15 protein-coding genes are annotated in these 15,407 nt (G+C 64.1%); 8 read left to right on the forward strand and 7 right to left on the reverse strand.

Going from position 1 to position 15,407, the window contains the following annotated elements; genetic code table 11:
* Positions 1–29 precede the first annotated feature (29 nt).
* Genes RS897_RS19150 through RS897_RS19170 form a run of 5 tightly spaced genes read left to right on the forward strand, consistent with a single transcriptional unit; the run spans position 30 to position 3,840 of the window.
* Positions 30–893: an ABC transporter permease gene (locus tag RS897_RS19150; protein ID WP_315838068.1), complete on the forward strand. Its 864-nt coding sequence runs from the start codon at positions 30–32 to the stop codon at positions 891–893.
* A complete protein-coding gene (locus RS897_RS19155) occupies positions 890–1,696 on the forward strand; it encodes an ABC transporter permease (protein ID WP_315838069.1) in 807 nt (268 codons plus the stop codon). The genes RS897_RS19150 and RS897_RS19155 overlap by 4 nt, the downstream gene beginning before the upstream one ends.
* Positions 1,693–2,451, forward strand: a complete 759-nt coding sequence (locus tag RS897_RS19160) for an ABC transporter ATP-binding protein (RefSeq protein WP_315838070.1) — start codon at positions 1,693–1,695, stop codon at positions 2,449–2,451. The genes RS897_RS19155 and RS897_RS19160 overlap by 4 nt, the downstream gene beginning before the upstream one ends.
* Positions 2,448–2,783, forward strand: coding sequence for a hypothetical protein (locus RS897_RS19165; protein ID WP_315838071.1), 336 nt, complete (start codon positions 2,448–2,450; stop codon positions 2,781–2,783). The genes RS897_RS19160 and RS897_RS19165 overlap by 4 nt, the downstream gene beginning before the upstream one ends.
* A 1-nt stretch (position 2,784) precedes the next feature.
* Entirely contained in the window at positions 2,785–3,840 is a 1,056-nt protein-coding gene (locus tag RS897_RS19170; protein ID WP_315838072.1) for an ABC transporter substrate-binding protein, read from the forward strand.
* Positions 3,841–3,898: 58 nt separating this feature from the next.
* Here the strand turns inward: RS897_RS19170 and RS897_RS19175 are convergent, their stop codons facing one another.
* The 5 genes from RS897_RS19175 to RS897_RS19195 form a co-directional block, all read right to left on the reverse strand.
* A complete protein-coding gene (locus RS897_RS19175; RefSeq protein WP_315838073.1) occupies positions 3,899–4,762 on the reverse strand; it encodes an alpha/beta fold hydrolase in 864 nt (287 codons plus the stop codon).
* Positions 4,763–4,791: 29 nt separating this feature from the next.
* Positions 4,792–6,015, reverse strand: a complete 1,224-nt coding sequence (locus RS897_RS19180; protein WP_315838690.1) for a multidrug effflux MFS transporter — start codon at positions 6,013–6,015, stop codon at positions 4,792–4,794.
* Positions 6,016–6,107: 92 nt separating this feature from the next.
* On the reverse strand, positions 6,108–7,937 hold the full coding sequence (locus RS897_RS19185) for an aminopeptidase P family protein (RefSeq protein ID WP_315838074.1): 1,830 nt from the start codon (positions 7,935–7,937) through the stop codon (positions 6,108–6,110).
* A gap of 441 nt (positions 7,938–8,378) precedes the next feature.
* Entirely contained in the window at positions 8,379–9,287 is a 909-nt protein-coding gene (locus RS897_RS19190; RefSeq protein ID WP_315838075.1) for a 50S ribosomal protein L11 methyltransferase, read from the reverse strand.
* Positions 9,288–9,466: 179 nt separating this feature from the next.
* Positions 9,467–10,327, reverse strand: a complete 861-nt coding sequence (locus RS897_RS19195; protein ID WP_315838076.1) for a hypothetical protein — start codon at positions 10,325–10,327, stop codon at positions 9,467–9,469.
* A gap of 89 nt (positions 10,328–10,416) precedes the next feature.
* Here RS897_RS19195 and RS897_RS19200 point away from each other — a divergent pair, with 89 nt between their 5' ends.
* A complete protein-coding gene (locus tag RS897_RS19200; RefSeq protein WP_315838077.1) occupies positions 10,417–11,211 on the forward strand; it encodes an enoyl-CoA hydratase/isomerase family protein in 795 nt (264 codons plus the stop codon).
* A 15-nt stretch (positions 11,212–11,226) separates the two neighbouring features.
* Here RS897_RS19200 and mddA read toward each other — a convergent pair whose 3' ends face one another.
* Positions 11,227–12,009 (reverse strand): methanethiol S-methyltransferase, encoded by a 783-nt coding sequence (mddA, locus tag RS897_RS19205; RefSeq protein WP_315838078.1) that lies wholly within the window; start codon positions 12,007–12,009, stop codon positions 11,227–11,229.
* Positions 12,010–12,340: 331 nt separating this feature from the next.
* Here mddA and RS897_RS19210 point away from each other — a divergent pair, with 331 nt between their 5' ends.
* Both RS897_RS19210 and RS897_RS19215 read left to right on the forward strand, forming a co-directional pair.
* The gene (locus RS897_RS19210; RefSeq protein ID WP_315838079.1) at positions 12,341–12,709 is read left to right on the forward strand and encodes a Crp/Fnr family transcriptional regulator; all 369 of its coding nucleotides are present in this window, start codon (positions 12,341–12,343) and stop codon (positions 12,707–12,709) included.
* Complete coding sequence (locus RS897_RS19215) at positions 12,706–13,518, forward strand: MBL fold metallo-hydrolase (protein ID WP_315838080.1); 813 nt, start codon at positions 12,706–12,708, stop codon at positions 13,516–13,518. The genes RS897_RS19210 and RS897_RS19215 overlap by 4 nt, the downstream gene beginning before the upstream one ends.
* A gap of 45 nt (positions 13,519–13,563) precedes the next feature.
* Here RS897_RS19215 and RS897_RS19220 read toward each other — a convergent pair whose 3' ends face one another.
* Complete coding sequence (locus RS897_RS19220; RefSeq protein ID WP_315838081.1) at positions 13,564–15,363, reverse strand: bifunctional protein-serine/threonine kinase/phosphatase; 1,800 nt, start codon at positions 15,361–15,363, stop codon at positions 13,564–13,566.
* Between the last annotated feature and the right edge of the window lie 44 nt (positions 15,364–15,407).

Raw genomic sequence — 15,407 nt, forward strand, 5'->3', positions numbered from 1 at the left:
GAAGTCCCTGCCAAGAAGACCAACGAAGAATGAATAAACGAAGTGCCAAGAGGAAACCGGAGGGAGGGTTCGTGCTGGCAAGCCGCGACAGTCTGAAGCAATCGGTCGGGTTGATGCGCGCGCTGTCGCGCCTGTCCGGCGCTGCGCTGTTTGTGGCGCCGTTGCTTATGCTCGTGCTGATCTGGGCACTCGTCGTGCCGCTGTTCCACGTCAGTCCGCGGATTTTTCCGTCCGTCGCTGCCGTGGCCGAGGCCGGTTGGGACATGATCGTCGACGGCTCGCTGTTCGCCCATGTCGGCGCCAGCATGCTGCGGGTCGGGCTCGGCACCGTGATCGGCGTTGTCATCGCCGTGCCGCTGGGGATCGCGATGGGCATCAGCCCGGCGGTCTCGGCGTTTCTGACACCGCTGTTTCGGTTTTTCTCGGTGCTGGCCGGCATCGCCTGGATCCCGATCGCCACACTGTGGTTCGGTTATGGCTTCGGTGCGATCATCTTCGTGATCGTCAACGCGGTGTTCTTCGTGGTGGCCTACAACACCTTGCTCGGGGTGCAGACCATTCCCCACACCCTGCGCAACGCGGCCTATTCCCTTGGCGCCGGCCGCTGGGCGCTGTTCACCGAAGTGCTGCTGCCCGGCGCACTGCCGAACATCGTTACCGGCATTCGCACCGGGCTCGGTTTCGCGTGGCGCGGGCTGATCGCGGCGGAGATGATCGCGACCAACGTCGGGCTCGGCTACATGCTGTTCGTCGCCCGCGACTTCTATCGCACCGAGGTGATCGTGTTCGGCATGATCGTCATAGGCGTGCTGTGGCTGCTGATCGATCGCCTGCTGCTGGCGCCGCTGGAGCGCGCGACGATCGAGCGCTGGGGACTGGTGAGGCGGTCATGAACCTGCTGCTGCAAAGCTGGAGCCTGTACACCCGGGCGACCGCGCGCTGGCCGGCGATCGGCGCGATCGTCCCCTTCATTCCGTTGCTGCTGTTGTGGGCGGTCGTCGCCCAGGCCGGCGTTTTCCCAAGGGTGTTCTTCCCGGGCCCCGCCGATGTCGCCGGAACGTTCGTAACTCTGGTCTACAAAGGCATTCTGCCGGCCTATCTGCAGGACAGCGTGGTTCGCCTCGCGGCGGGCGCCGCTGTGGGCATGGCGCTCGGCATTCCGCTGGGCCTGCTGATCGGCACCAACCGCCGCGCCCGTCAAGCGCTGTGGCCGATTTTGCTGTTCTTCCAGGCCATCGGCGACATCGCGTGGCTGCCGATCCTGCTGATCTGGTTCGGCTTTGGCCTCGGCACCATGACTTTCGTCATTGTCTACACAGTGCTGTTCCCGGTGGTGCTCAACACCGTGCTCGGCGTCGAATCCGTGCCGCGGGATCTGATCCGTGCCGCCCGCAGTCTCGGCGCTTCGCGGTTGCGGGTGCTCACCGAAGTGATCATTCCCGGCGCACTGCCCAACATCATCACCGGCCTGCGCAACGGGCTGGGTTATGGCTGGCGCGCACTGATCGCGGCGGAGATGATCATCGGCACCAGCGGCATCGGCTTCCTGATGTTCGATGCGCGCCGCGCCGGCTCGGTGGTGGAAATCTTCCTCGGCATGATCGTGCTCGGGGTGCTCTGGTATCTGGTGGATGCGTGGATCCTCGCGCCAATCGAGCGCGCGACCGGACAACGATGGGGATTGGTGACGCGATGAAAACTCTGTCTCTGCGCAATCTCGAAAAGACCTATTTCGATCCGTATGCCGGCACGCACGTCACCGCGGTGCATGATGTGACGCTGGACGTCGAGCCCGGCGAGTTCGTCTCCGTGGTGGGGCCATCCGGCTGCGGCAAGACCACGATCCTGAACATGATCGCGGGTTTCATTCCCAATTCGGGCGGCGAGATGCTGCTGGACGGCAAGCCGATCAAGGGGCCGGGCGCCGAGCGCGGCGTCGTGTTCCAGTCCTTCGCGCTGTTTCCGTGGAAGACCGTGATCGACAATGTCGGGTTCGGCCCGAAGATGCGGGGCATCAAGAAGCCGGAGCGCGACAGGATCGCGCGCGAATACCTGGCGCTGGCGGGCTTGTCGCATGCGGCGAATCGTTATCCCAACGAACTGTCCGGCGGCATGCAGCAGCGCGTCGGCGTGGTGCGGGCGCTGGCGAACAATCCCGACGTGCTGTTGATGGACGAGCCTTTTGCCAGTGTCGATGCGCAGACCCGCATGACCTTGCAGGAAGAGCTGACGCGGATCTGGCAGGAGCGCAAACCGACGGTGATCTTCATCACCCATGACGTGCCCGAGGCAGTGTTCCTGGGCACCCGCGTGGTGGTGCTGTCGAAAGGGCGGGTGCTGGACGATATCCCGGTGACCCTGCCGCGCCCGAGGGTGTGGGGCGAACTGATGGAGGACGCGGAGTTCAAGCGGCTTTCCGCCCAGGTGCTGCAGATGGTGCGCGCCGCATGAGTTTGCTCGGGGAGATTTTGCGCTCAAGCAAGGGGCGCGCCGTCACCGTCTGTCTCGCGCTGTTCGTGGCCTATCAGGCGTGGCTGACGCTGGCCGCGCCCGGCAAGATCTCGCCCAAGCTCGTTGGGAGCTCGGAGAAGGTGAATGTGCTGGTGACCCTGCCGTTCGAGCCGGAGCGTTTTCATGTTCTTGCGTTTCAGCAATACGGGCGTGTCTCCGGGACGGACGATCATTCGGTTGAATTGCGTGGTGTGAAACGAACGGACCTTAACGCCGTCGCCCGCCCCTATTGGGTGACGAAAGTTGGGCCGCTTTTGGAGGAGGGAAGCTAGAATGAAACGATTATTGATACTGGGATTGACGTTGATGCTGGGGGTGGCTTCGGCCAGCGCCCAGACCATGGTGAAGTTGACCGCGGGCATGGTTGCGAGCATCGACCAGATCGGTCTGCCGATCGCGGTCGAACGAGGCTTTTTCGAAAAACAGGGCCTCGATGTCACCATCGCGCGCCCCTATGCCACGGGCGTCGATGCCCTGAACGCGCTGCAGGCCGGCGAAAGCCAGATCGTGCAGGTCGGCGTGCCGATGATCGGCGCAGTGCTGCGCGGCATGGATCTGGTCGCGCTCGGCAACTACAGCGGCAGCGCAACCAAGGCGGGCTCCGACGGCACCGTGGCGATCATTGCCCGCGAGGGATCGGGCATTGAAAAAGGCAATCTCAAAAGCCTGAAGGGCAAGAAGATTGCGGCGTCGTTCGGCACCATCAATCATCTCTACATTCTGGCGCTGCTGGACAAGACCGGCCTGAAGCCTGATGACGTGACCCTGGTCAACACGCCGCCACCGGACATGACGGTGGCGCTGCTGGCCAAGGGCATCGACGCTTTCGTGGGTTGGGATCCCTGGCCGATCGTGGCGCTCAAGGATGTTCCCGGCGCCTTCGAGGTGGTGCGTGGCGGCGAGTTCATCGCCTATCTCGGCTTCAATGTGGCGCTGCGCTCCTGGGTCGACCAGAACATGGAGACCACGGTGAAGTTCCTCACCGCCATGTCGGAGGCCGACCAGTGGATGCGGAAGAACCCGAAACAGGCGGCGCAGGTGGCGACCCGCTGGATCCCGGGCCTCAAGCAGGACGTGGCCGAGGCGGCCATGCAGTTCAACATCCAGCAGGTGGACCGCCGGCTCTCCGCCAACAACTACCGCGCGCTGTGGGCGGCGGAAGACAAGCTGTCGAGCCTCGGCATCATCAAGTCGACCTTCGACGTCAACAAGCATCTGCAGCCCAAGCCGATCCTGCAGGTGATGAAGGATCACCCGCAGCTGTTCTCGGATCTGGCGCCGATCCCGGACAGTGCGGCGATCAAGCCCGACTTTGTGTTCAAGCCGTAGGTGAATGTGGAGGAGACCCGCGCTTCGGTCTCCTCCATGTCTCCGGTCGGCTGGTAGGTCAGCGCCAACCAATCCGCATGAAGAAATGATCGATCTCGGCGGCGGCCTGGTCCGGCGCCTCGCGGTGCGGGAAGTGGCCGACATCAGCGAACCGCGCGAGGTCGAGATTGCTGAAGGTTTCGCCGAGACGGTCGGTCCAGGCATAGGGAAACAGCGGGTCGTGCTCCGCCCAGCGCACGCAAGTGGGTGTTGCAATCGGCGGCAGCGGCGGCGCTTCGCCTTTGATCATCGCCATGCGGCCGGCATGCGCCGCACGGTAATACGCAAAGCCGCCAGCGAGGTTGCCGGGTTTCAGGAAGTTGTCGGTGAAGATCTCCAGCACGTCGTCGAACGCATCCTTGCGGTGGGCCCAGTGCCGCAGGAAATGCGCGAAGTAGGTCCGGCAGCTGTCGCGCGTAGCGCCGACCAGCGCCGGCGCCATCGCCATCTGGTGAAATGATTGATACCAGATCTCGTTCAGCCGTTCCGGCGTTCCCATGCGGCCGCCGATGCCGGGATAGACGAAGTCGAAAAAGAACAGCCCGGCCACTCGCTCCGGCGCGCGCCGCGCTAAGGGCTGCATGATCGCGCCGCCGACATCGTGGCCGATCACGCCAACCTCTTTGAGATCGAGCGCATCCAACAGCGCCAGCAGGTCCTCGGCGTGCTTGTCAGCACCATAAGGTCCCTCCGGCTTGTCGCTGTCGCCAAAGCCACGCAGATCCGGTGCGATCAGGTCGTAGCGGCGCTCCAGCCGCGCCATCACCGGCTCCCAGGTCAGCCAGAATTCCGGCCAGCCGTGCAGCAGCAGCAAGGGGCGGCCGTGTCCTGTGCGCGCGACATGGAAGGTGGCGCCGTTGGCCTGGATGGTGAGATGTTGCATGGTCGTCCCCGCGGGTGCACGAGTTTCCGCTAGATCACGCCGGCTTCCTGCTCCTCGGCCTCGATCATGGTCTCGGCGCTGACGAAGGTGTTGCGGCGGGGCACCAGGAAGATGATCGCCGCGGCGCAGGCCGACGATAGCGTCAGGATGGCGATGTTGAGTGGCAGCGGCGTGACGAAGTGGCCGCCGAGGTAAGCGCCGACTTGCGAGCAGATGGCGCCGAAGCCCATTTGCAGGAAACCCATTGCGCCCGATGCAGTGCCGGAAGCCTGCGGCCGCACGCTGATCGCACCTGCCGAGGCATTGGCCATCGCGAAGGCGTTGCCGAACATGATGATCATGTGGGTGCCGTAGAGCCACGATGGCACTTGGTTCCAGCCGATCACGCCCCACAGTGTGTTGAGCAGCGCGCCGGCGATCTGGATGGCCAGGCCAAACCAGATCATGCGATCGAGCCCGTGGCGCGGCGACAGTCGCACCGACACCAGATTGCCGACCATGTAGGCGAAGCCGGCGGTGGCGAACCACAGGCCGTATTCGGTGGCGGAGCGTCCCATGTGGTTGATGACCAGATACGGGCCGCCGCCGGCGAACACGAAGATGATGGATGACGCCAGCATCTGGCACAGCACATAGCCCATGAAGGGGCGGCTTGCGCTCAGCGCCTTGACGTCCTTGAGGAAGCCGGAGTCCTTCGATGGCGCTTCGAAGCGTCGCGTCTCCGGCAGCGCCAGCATGATGGCCACCACGATCAGCGTGGTGCCGGCCGCCAGCACATAGAAGATCGAGCGCCAGCCGAACCAGGCGTCCAGCACGCCGCCGAACAGCGGGCTCAGCATCTGGGCGATCATCATCACCGCGATGACCAGGCTGATCATGCCGCCGACGCGGCTGCGGTCATAGATGTCGCGGATGATGGCGCGGCTGATCACCATGCCGGCGGCGCCGCCGAGCGCCTGCAGGAACCGGCCCGCGATCAGTTGCGGCAGCGTCTGTGCGAAGATGCAGCCGATGTTGGCGACGACCACCAGCGCAAAGCAGGCGATCAGCACGGGGCGGCGGCCGAAGCGATCGGACAGCGGCCCCATCACCAGCTGCGAGAGCGCGAGCCCGATCATGTAGACCGAGACCGTCATCTGCGCGAAGGAGATGTCGCTGGCGAACAGCACCGCGAGCTGCGGCAGCATCGGCACCAGCATATAGAGCGAAATCGGGGCGAGGCCGTTCATTGCCACCAGCAACACGAGCGTCATCCGGGTGGCCCGGCCGGTGGCGGGCGCCGTGGACTTCTGTCGCAGGCCGGAATTCCCGGTCACATCAACCACGCGCGATCAGCTTGCTCCGCTCAGGCTGTCAGGGGCGCCGTCGCCGCCTCCAGCCATAAACGAGTCGCATCATCAAGCTTGCCGCGCAACGTAGCCCTGACGCGCATGTGGTATGCATCAATCCACTGGATCTCGTCTTTGCTGAGCATCGCAGTCTCGATCAGCCGGCGGTCGATCGGTGCGAAGGTCAGGGTTTCGAAGCCGTTCATCGGCTTTTCGGCGCCGGGCACCTCGACAGGCACCACCAGCTCCAGGTTCTCGATGCGGATGCCGAAGGCGTCAGTTTTGTAATAGCCAGGCTCGTTGGACAGGATCATGCCGCGTTTCAGCGGCGTGGTGCCGAGCTTGGAAATCCGCGCCGGTCCCTCGTGCACCGACAGATAGCTGCCGACGCCGTGGCCGGTGCCGTGCTCGAAATCGAGCCCGGCCTGCCACAGGAACTGGCGCGCGAAGCCGTCGATCTGGGCGCCGCTGGTGCCGTCTGGGAAGACGGCGCGTGCGATGGCCATATGGCCGCGCAGCACCCTTGTGAAGCGGTCGCGCATCTCCGCAGTCGGTTCGCCGATCGCAATGGTGCGGGTGACATCGGTGGTGCCGTCTTCGTACTGCGCGCCGGAATCGATCAGAAGCAAGTCGCCCGGCGCGATCCGCCGGTTGCTCTTGCGGGTGACGCGGTAGTGCACGATGGCGCCGTTCGGCCCGGTGCCGGAGATGGTCGGGAATGAGACGTCTTTCAGCGCGCCGGTGTCGCGGCGGAATGTTTCCAGCGCCTCCACGGCGTCGATCTCGGTCAGGGCACCGGCCGGCGCCTCTCGGTCGATGAAGGCGAGAAACCGCGCCAGCGCTACGGCATCGCGCTGATGGGCGTTGCGGGTGCCGGCGATTTCGGCCGGATTTTTCGTGGCCTTGAGCAGCGCAATTGGATCGGCGCCGCGCACCGGCTTGCCGCCGGCGCCGGTGATCAGGCGGGTCAGCGCGTCGGCGGCGGTTGAGCCGTCGAGGCCGATCGCGGCACCGCGTTGCGCGAGCTCGGTCAGCCGCGTGGTCAGTGCAGCAGGCTCCACCACGTCAGCGGTCTGCTCGAGATGACTGCGCACGCTGTTGGAGAGCTTGCGGCTGTCGATGAAAATGGTGGGCCGGCCGTCCTTGGGTAGCAGCGCGTAGGACAGCGGCAGCGGCGTATGCGCCACGTCGGCGCCGCGGATGTTGAAGGTCCAGGCCACCGCATGGGAGTCCGACAGCACCAGCGCATCGAGGCGCGCGCGCGTCATCTCGGTGCGCACCCGCGCGATCTTGTCGGCCTCCGCTTCGCCCGCGTGGGTGAGGGGGTGCAGTACGACCGGCCCGAGCGGCGGCTGCGGACGCTCGGTCCACACCGCGTCCAGCGGGTTGCTGTCGACAGCCACAAGCTCGGCACCGGCCTTGGCGCAGGCCGCGGCCAGCCGCTCCGCGGCAGCGGACGTGTGCAGCCAGGGATCGAAGCCGAGGCGGTCGCCCGCGGCGAGGTTGATTTCGAGCCATTTCTCCGGTGGCGGTTCCACCAGGGATTCGACCGCCCAGGCCGCCGTATCCATCTGTTTCGCCGCCTGCAGGGTGTAGCGCCCGTCGACAAAAACCGCCGCCTTGGTCCTGAGCACCACGGCGAGGCCGGCCGAACCGGTGAAGCCGGTCAGCCACGCCAGCCGCTCCTCGGAGGGGGCGACATATTCGTTCTGCTGCTGATCGGCGCGTGGGATCACGAATCCGGTCAGATTCCGCCGGATCAGCTCCTCGCGGAAGGCCGCGAGCCGCGCTGATAGCGCGACCCCGCCTTCGGGGTCTTCAAATGTCTGGAAATGAGCTTCGAACATGGTTCGAATTTAGGGGGAGGAGCCATCTGCCGCAATCGGCAAGGCAGGTGTGGAGATGTTTGTAAAACTTTTGGATGGAGTCGCAGATGACATCTTGCAGTCATGCGATTGTGCGTGGCACAATTCACCTGCGGCCACTTGAAGCCTTATAAATCGAGTGCCGCACGTGAGGAACGTTCGGGGTGTTGCTACTCAACGATGAGGGGTTACACCGTGCCTGCTTTTTCGTTTGAAAAACTGTCGCCGCCGGTCAATCCCGAGCCTGTGCGGGCCGTCGGCGTGGCGCAGCATCGCAGTTCCCAACCTCGCAGCCCCCAACCCCGCGGCATTCTTCTGCAGATCCTGGATCGACTCACCGAGGGGCGACTGCGCCGTAGCGGTCGTGACAATTCGTCTGACGCACGATCCGGCAGCAAGACCGGCTGAGGTTAACCAAATAAACTACGGCCTGCGCATCAGCAGGCTGGTCCAGCCCTCGAGCTGCAGCCGTTTCACCAGCACAAGTCCGCTCGCGCGATAGGCCGCGATCACCCCATTGGCTTGGTGCGGCAGCAATCCCGACAGGATGACATGGGCCGAGGGCGCCAGATGCTGCGCCATCGGGGTCGCCAGCCGCCGCAGCGGGTTGGCCAGGATGTTCGCCAGCACCAGATCGAACGGCGCCCGCGCGCGGAACTTTGGCGACGAAAATCCGGGCGCGTGAACCGCCTCGACGAAATTGCCGGCGCCGTTGAGCCGCGCATTCTCTCCGGCGGTGACCGCCGAGCGCCAGTCGATGTCGCTGGCAAGGATCGGCTGGCGTAGCGCCTTGGCGGCGGCAATCGCCAGCACGCCGGTGCCGGTGCCGAGATCGAGCACCCGGCGCGGCCATTTTGCCCGCAGCACCTGGTCGAGCAGCATCAGGCAGCCGCGGGTGGTGCCGTGATGGCCGGTGCCGAACGCCAATGCCGCCTCGATCTCGATGCCGATCCGGTTCGGGCCGACGCGGTCGCGGTCGTGATGGCCATGCACCACAAAACGTCCGGCCTCGACCGGCGCCAGGCCTTCCAGGCTCGCCTTGACCCAGTCCTTGGCCTCGACGGTCTCGAACGTGACCGCCTGGGCGGTCGCGTCATCGGAACTGAGCGCCACCAGGTTGCGCACCGCGCCCTCGTCCGGCCGCTCGCCGAAATACAGGGTTACGTCCCAGCGGCCGTCCGGCCGCTCGAAGGCGGCGATGGCGACTTCGTTATTGTCGAAGCTCTCCGCCAGCACGTCCACAACGCGGTTGGCACTGCGCTCGTCCGCCATGGCGAACGAAACGCGAGTGGCCGGCGGGGGCGAGGTGGAATGGGCCGAGGTGGAATTCATCAGAAGTCCGAATGGGTTGCGGTATCTTTATGCACAGGCTGTCAACAGCTTATCCACAGCTTGTTCCGGTGTGGCCCCGTGGTGTTTCCACCGGTTTTGCCCAGGCCAGCGCACAGGGCGACAGCGGCATCTTCCACAGCCAATCCACAGGGTTGTCAACTGTGGTTTCCACCGCCTCGTCAAGCGGATGGCGGGGTGTCGAGGGCAGCCAGATCGAGCTTGGACGCGTAGATCGCCGTTTCCATGAGAATCACGAGGCTGGTCTGCGGATCGAGAACGGGCCTGACCTCCTGGATCTGCGCATTGGCAAGGTGTCCTGTGATCGCCGGCCAGAAGTGCGTGCTGGCGATGCCGTACTCACGGGCTTCCGCGGGAAAGCGTCCCGTGAAGCACGTCATTGCGACGGGCCACAGCTGTCGCAACAGCTCCTTCGGCGACAGATGCGGGACATTCTTCGGCGATACCGACGGCAAACCTTCGTTCTCTGTGCCGATGGATTTTGCGACGTGGGCAAACATATCCTCGACACGCGGCAAACGATCTTGCGCAAGCCCCGCCGCAACCGCGCCTCCCGCCGCGAGCGGCCATAACCTTTCATTGGCTGGGACGTCCGGTCCGCCGAGCAGCATGGTGTTGAGGGGATCGCCGTAAAAATATTTGTCGCCGGCTTGGGTGGTGACGATATGCATCTGCCGCAACGCCTCGCTATTATTCGTCGCGAACAGCGCGCGTTGAGCCGCAAACCCTGCAATCACGCCGCCGGCGGCGAGATAGGTTTCCGCGTGGATGCGGCCATCGATCGTCATGCGGGCGCGCAGGTTGTGTACCAGATGGCTGAACGCAAAATTGCAGGCCACTTCATCGGGATGCCCGACCAAGGAAATTTGCCGGGTGGTTCGCCGCTGCCGGACCCCTGTTGCGGCGCTTTCTTCCTGCCGAAAAAGCGACTGAACATACCGATCCTCTTGTTGATGCACGGGCACAGCCCGCAGCTTGCACTGCATAGACGATTGAATCGGGGCTGGCACGAACCCTTCCATGATATTATTCGGAGCAGGGGCAGCGTCTGCGCGCATTGCATGCGTCTGAAATCAATGTTGAAATCATCAAAACAACAGAGAGTTCAAGCATGCCGGAACCAACCGCGCCGGAAAGCGCGCCACTCCTCGAGATCGACGGCGCGCGCGCCACCATCCGGCTCAACCGGCCGAAATACCTGAACCGGCTGCAGGCGGATGACCTCGGCGCGCTGCTCGCTTTGTTCGCGCAGATCGAGGCCGATCCATCGATCCGGGTCCTGGTGCTGACCGGCACAGGGCGTGCCTTCAGCGCCGGTTATGACCTGGGGTCGGTGGCCGAGCGCGCGACCAGTGCCGAGCCGCAGCAATCCGCAGGCTCCGCGTTCGAGGTCGTGGTCAATCGGCTGGAGGATCTGCCGATCCCGACCATCTGTCGCTTGAACGGTGGCGTTTATGGCGGGTCGACCGATCTGGCGCTGGCCTGCGATTTTCGTATCGGGATCGACACCTGCGAGATGTTCATGCCGGCGGCGCGGCTCGGGCTGCATTATTACAACGGCGGCATCAAACGTTATGTCGCGCGGCTCGGCGCCAACGCCGCCAAGAAACTGTTTCTGACCGCGCAAAAGATCGACGCCGCGGAAATGCTGCGGATCGGTTATCTCACCGCCGTGACGCCGCTCGAGCGGCTCGACCACGAAGTCAATGCGCTGGCGAACGTGCTGGCCGGCAACGCGCCGGTGGCGATGGCCGGGATGAAGCGCGCCATCAATGAATTCGCCCGCGGCGAACTCGATGAGGAGGCCGCTGATCGCCGCCACCGCGACAGCATGCGCGGCGCCGAGATCAAGGAAGGTATTGCCGCCTTCAGCGAAAAGCGCACGCCGCGGTTCGGCGGGCGCTAGTATTCGGTCGGCGGCTCAGAATATTTTCGGCAGCAGCATCGCGACGCGGGCGCGATACTGCCGATACTGGTCGCCAAAGATCGCGACGAGATCGCGTTCCTCCAGTGCGATGCCGATGAAGATGTAAGCCGTGGTGGCGGCGGCGAACAGCAGGTGCCCGAAGGTCATTACCGGCGCGGCCCAGAACGCGATCAGGAAGCCGAGATAGATCGGATGCCGGACCACGCGATAGAGGCCGGGTGTCTTGAAATCGATGTCGGGGATGACGCGGCCGAGCGCATGCAGCGTCACTTGTTTCAGCCCGAACAGCTCGAAGTGACTGATCAGGAAGGTGCTGTAGAGCACGATCAGCCAGCCAAATGCGGCAACTGAATAGACAGCCGCGGCGGCCTTGGCGTTGTCGATCCGCCAAACCGTCTCCGGCAGCGGTTGCCAGAAGCTGAACAGCAGGATCAGCGCCAGGCTGGAGAAGAGCACATAAGTGCTGCGCTCGATCACCGGCGACACCACCTTGGTCAGAACATGCTTGAAGCCACGCCGCGCCATGCCGCTGTGCTGGATCGCGAAGATGGCGAGCAGCACCAAATTGACGACGAGGGCATGCATCGGCGGTGGTGCCGTATCCCTGACCGTATCGACGGTCTTCGGCACGGCGAAACCGCTGACAAAGCCGATTGCACAAAGAAACGTGACGAGGAAGATCACATACGCGACGGCGCCATAGGCGAGGCCGAGAAGTCGGCCAGCCGTGCTCGACGAGGCGGGCGCAGATGATTGGGAATTTGTCGTAAGGGTCATAGCAAAACCTTGGTGTTGAATTGGCGCGTGGTCAGGATGTTCCTCCGCCGATCGGCGGATGGGTCGAAACGATGTGAAACCGAGTTCATCACATGCGTCATCGTTGCGTTTGTTCGGTCGCAGATCGGACGGCGCGCGTTCAATCCCGCGGTCGATATGCCGAGCCGAGGTCGTGGGATTTGGTGTGGAAACGACAGGCGAGGCGCGCGCTGCGTAAAGGCGGCAAGCCGCCGCAGCGACAGCCCACCGAACGGAGGAGACATCGATTGCCTGATCGGATTTTAGGACTAACATGGAGCGACGACGTCGGCCCGGAACCCGGTGAGGTCCCATGACGATCGAACGATGCATCGACGATTACGGCGTCTCGGAGGTGATCTTCGAGGAGGGCTCGACCGGACGCGACCTCTATGTCGTGCTGGATGGCAAGGTCGATATCGTGAGGGGCTCGGGTGCCGCGAGAGCGCTGGTCATCAGCCTCGGCAAGGGTGAGTTTTTCGGCGAAATGGCCGTGATCGACGGCTCGGCGCGTTCGGCCACCGCGATTGCCGCCGCACCCGGCACGCGGGTGATGCGGATCAATCACGCACGGTTCGTTTATCTGGTCAGCCAGCAACCGGCGTTCGCCTTGATGGTGATGGATGCGCTGAGCAAGCGGCTGCGCGCCTCGAACGCAGCCAACTTCAAGGTGGCGCCATGAGCGACCGCGAGCGGACCAGCTTTCCGGTGCTGCGCAGCGACGACGTCTGTTCGCTGATCCAGGCCGCCGAGGATGTTTATCAGATCCGCTTCAAGAACCGCGCGGCCAATGCCTATCTGGTGCGCGGCAGCCGGCGCACCATCCTGATCGATGTCGGGCTGTCCTCGAATCTCGCGCACCTGGAGGCTTCGCTCGCGTTTGTCGGATGCGGGCTCGACGACATCGACATGCTGGTGCTGAGCCACGAGCACCTCGATCATATCGGCGCTGCGTTTCATTTCCATGGGCGAACCATCATCGCGGCGCATCGCCTCGCCGCAAACAAGATCATGCTGCGCGACGATTTCTCGATGCTGCGCAAGATGTTCAATGAGCCGAACGTACCGATCGACATCGATCTCTGGCTGGAGGAAGGCAACCTGATCGATCTCGGCAATTTCCGGCTCACGGTGATGTACACGCCGGGGCATACCTCGGCCTGCATCAGCCTGTTCGATCCGGACAAGGGACTGCTGTTCGCTTCCGATACGCTGATGCCGGGTGGCGTGATGGGAGGTATTTTCGGATCCGGCTGCATCAGCGATTACATCCAGTCGCTGGAGCGCCTGAAGGGATTGAATGCGAAGATCTTGCTGTCCGGCCATGGCCGGCTGTCCGATGCGCCGCAGGACGACGTGCGGATCGCCTTGCAGCGTTCCCATGCGCTGTTGTCGGATACCGCGCAACTGTTCGATGCGCTGGACGCCCGCGCCAATTTCGAGCCGATCATGCAGTCGGTGCGCGACCTCAACAAGCTGGATGACGGTTGAGCCGCCGCGCCATCACGCGAGACAGAAGATGTTTCCCGCCTGAGACTATCGATTCGATGAACTGGACGAACGCAGCTCCGGTGCTGTCCTGGGCGGATTTTTCCGGACCGCGGTCGCGGCCAACGAGACCGCCAGCGCGATCGCGAGCAATGCCGAGGTGACTTTCCAGAACAGCAGCGGGTTGCGCTGGTACAGCGGCTTGCGCGCGACATTGATCGGCGAGGCGCGGTCGGCGCCGTTCTCCAGTTCGAAGATGAACTCCAGAACATCTTCATATCGTTCCCGGGGATCGAGCGAGATGGCGCGATCGATGGTCTTGCCGAGCCAGGCCGGCAGGTCCGGGCGCGCGCTGGACAGCGGCGCGGCGGCGCGGAATTTCGGATGCGTGAAGGGTTCGATCTCGCCATAGGGAAAGCGGCCGGTGAACAGCCGATAGATCGTGACGCCCAGCGCGAACTGGTCGGTCGCCTCATTGGCTTGCTGGCCCTCGAACAGTTCGGGCGCCATGAAGCTTGGCGTTCCCGGTTCCGACACCGTTCCGGTGTCCTGTGTCGCCTTCTGGCGGGCGACGCCGAAATCGATGATCTTGACACCGGCGCCCTGTCCGGGAGTCGGCTCAAGCAGGATGACGTTCTCCGGCTTGATGTCGCGGTGGATGACGTCGGCCCGGTGCAGGGCCACGACGCCTCTCGCGAGCTTCAGCGCGATGGCGAGGCCGGCCGACAGCGACAGCATCGGCTTGCGCTTGAGGCGCTGGTCGAGCCTCTCGCCCTCGTAGAACGGCATCACGAGGTATAGTCGCGTCTGCCGGTCGGCCTTCAGTTGCAGGACTTCGCCGACATAGGGGCTGCGAACCCGCGACGCGATCCACATTTCGCGCAGAAATGCGTCGCGCATCGGCCGGTCCGCGCCCTCCAGCGGCTTCGGAAACTTCATCACCACCTGTCGTCCGTCGACCGTGTCGGTGGCGCGGAACACCCGGACATAGCGGCTGTCGCTCAGCACGCCGTCGATGCGAAAATCATCGACTGTCGCGCCGGGTTTGGGAAGCGAATGAATGGCTTTGCCGACAATGGCCCGCTCGATGTCGGAATATTCTGATGGCGCGAGCTCGATGACGTCGATGACCAGCGCGGATGCGTTGTCACCGACGCGCGCCGCAATCGAGCGGCCGACGATTTCCGTGGCGGTGTCCTCCGGCGAGGCCCTGCGGTTGAGGATCTCGCGCAACGCCGCGTCGCTGACGCCGCCATGCACGCCGTCGGTGCAGAGCAGATAGCGATCGTGCTGTTCGCTCGGCAGATTGATGTAGTCGATGCGCAGTTCGTCATCGGCGCCGACGGCGCGCTTGAGCACATGAAGCTCTCCCGGCCCCGCGACATGGTCGATCGTCAGTTGCTGCAACTGGTCGCCGCGCAACCGGTAGAGCCGGCTGTCGCCGACATGGACCACGTGAATCTGCCGGCCCCTGCAGATCAGGGCGGTCAGGGTCGATGCCATCCCCTGCAGTGCCGGGTCGCGGCGGCCGATGGAATGGATCCATCGATTGACCGATTCCAGGCTGCGGATTGATGATTCTTTGGGCAGAACATGCTGGGCTTGGCCGAGGTAACCCTCGATGAATCCCCGCACCGCGGTCTCGGCGGCGATCCGGCCGCCCCGCGTTCCACCCACCCCGTCGGCGATCACCGCAACCACCCCGAAGCCGGACCCTCGGCCATCGGCGATGCCGACATAGTCTTCATTATCAGGCCGATCGCCACGCTCGCTGCTGAAGCCGGATCGAACCACCACCTGGACGGTTCGCGTGACGGCCACTGGCGCCCGATCGGTCTTGTCGGTCAAAATACGCGGTCCTTGTGCGAGAATTTACATGGCCAGACCTGCAT

The sequence above is a fragment of the Bradyrhizobium prioriisuperbiae genome, assembly GCF_032397745.1.
GTDB lineage: Bacteria > Pseudomonadota > Alphaproteobacteria > Rhizobiales > Xanthobacteraceae > Bradyrhizobium_A > Bradyrhizobium_A prioriisuperbiae.

Coding starts and splice junctions, on each gene's coding strand:
- RS897_RS19150 (WP_315838068.1), top strand. CDS start 30: ATGAATAAACGAAGTGCCAAGAGGAAACCGGAGGGAGGGTTCGTGCTG.
- RS897_RS19155 (WP_315838069.1), top strand. CDS start 890: ATGAACCTGCTGCTGCAAAGCTGGAGCCTGTACACCCGGGCGACCGCG.
- RS897_RS19160 (WP_315838070.1), top strand. CDS start 1,693: ATGAAAACTCTGTCTCTGCGCAATCTCGAAAAGACCTATTTCGATCCG.
- RS897_RS19165 (WP_315838071.1), top strand. CDS start 2,448: ATGAGTTTGCTCGGGGAGATTTTGCGCTCAAGCAAGGGGCGCGCCGTC.
- RS897_RS19170 (WP_315838072.1), top strand. CDS start 2,785: ATGAAACGATTATTGATACTGGGATTGACGTTGATGCTGGGGGTGGCT.
- RS897_RS19175 (WP_315838073.1), bottom strand. CDS start 4,762: ATGCAACATCTCACCATCCAGGCCAACGGCGCCACCTTCCATGTCGCG.
- RS897_RS19180 (WP_315838690.1), bottom strand. CDS start 6,015: ATGACGCTCGTGTTGCTGGTGGCAATGAACGGCCTCGCCCCGATTTCG.
- RS897_RS19185 (WP_315838074.1), bottom strand. CDS start 7,937: ATGTTCGAAGCTCATTTCCAGACATTTGAAGACCCCGAAGGCGGGGTC.
- RS897_RS19190 (WP_315838075.1), bottom strand. CDS start 9,287: ATGAATTCCACCTCGGCCCATTCCACCTCGCCCCCGCCGGCCACTCGC.
- RS897_RS19195 (WP_315838076.1), bottom strand. CDS start 10,327: ATGGAAGGGTTCGTGCCAGCCCCGATTCAATCGTCTATGCAGTGCAAG.
- RS897_RS19200 (WP_315838077.1), top strand. CDS start 10,417: ATGCCGGAACCAACCGCGCCGGAAAGCGCGCCACTCCTCGAGATCGAC.
- mddA (WP_315838078.1), bottom strand. CDS start 12,009: ATGACCCTTACGACAAATTCCCAATCATCTGCGCCCGCCTCGTCGAGC.
- RS897_RS19210 (WP_315838079.1), top strand. CDS start 12,341: ATGACGATCGAACGATGCATCGACGATTACGGCGTCTCGGAGGTGATC.
- RS897_RS19215 (WP_315838080.1), top strand. CDS start 12,706: ATGAGCGACCGCGAGCGGACCAGCTTTCCGGTGCTGCGCAGCGACGAC.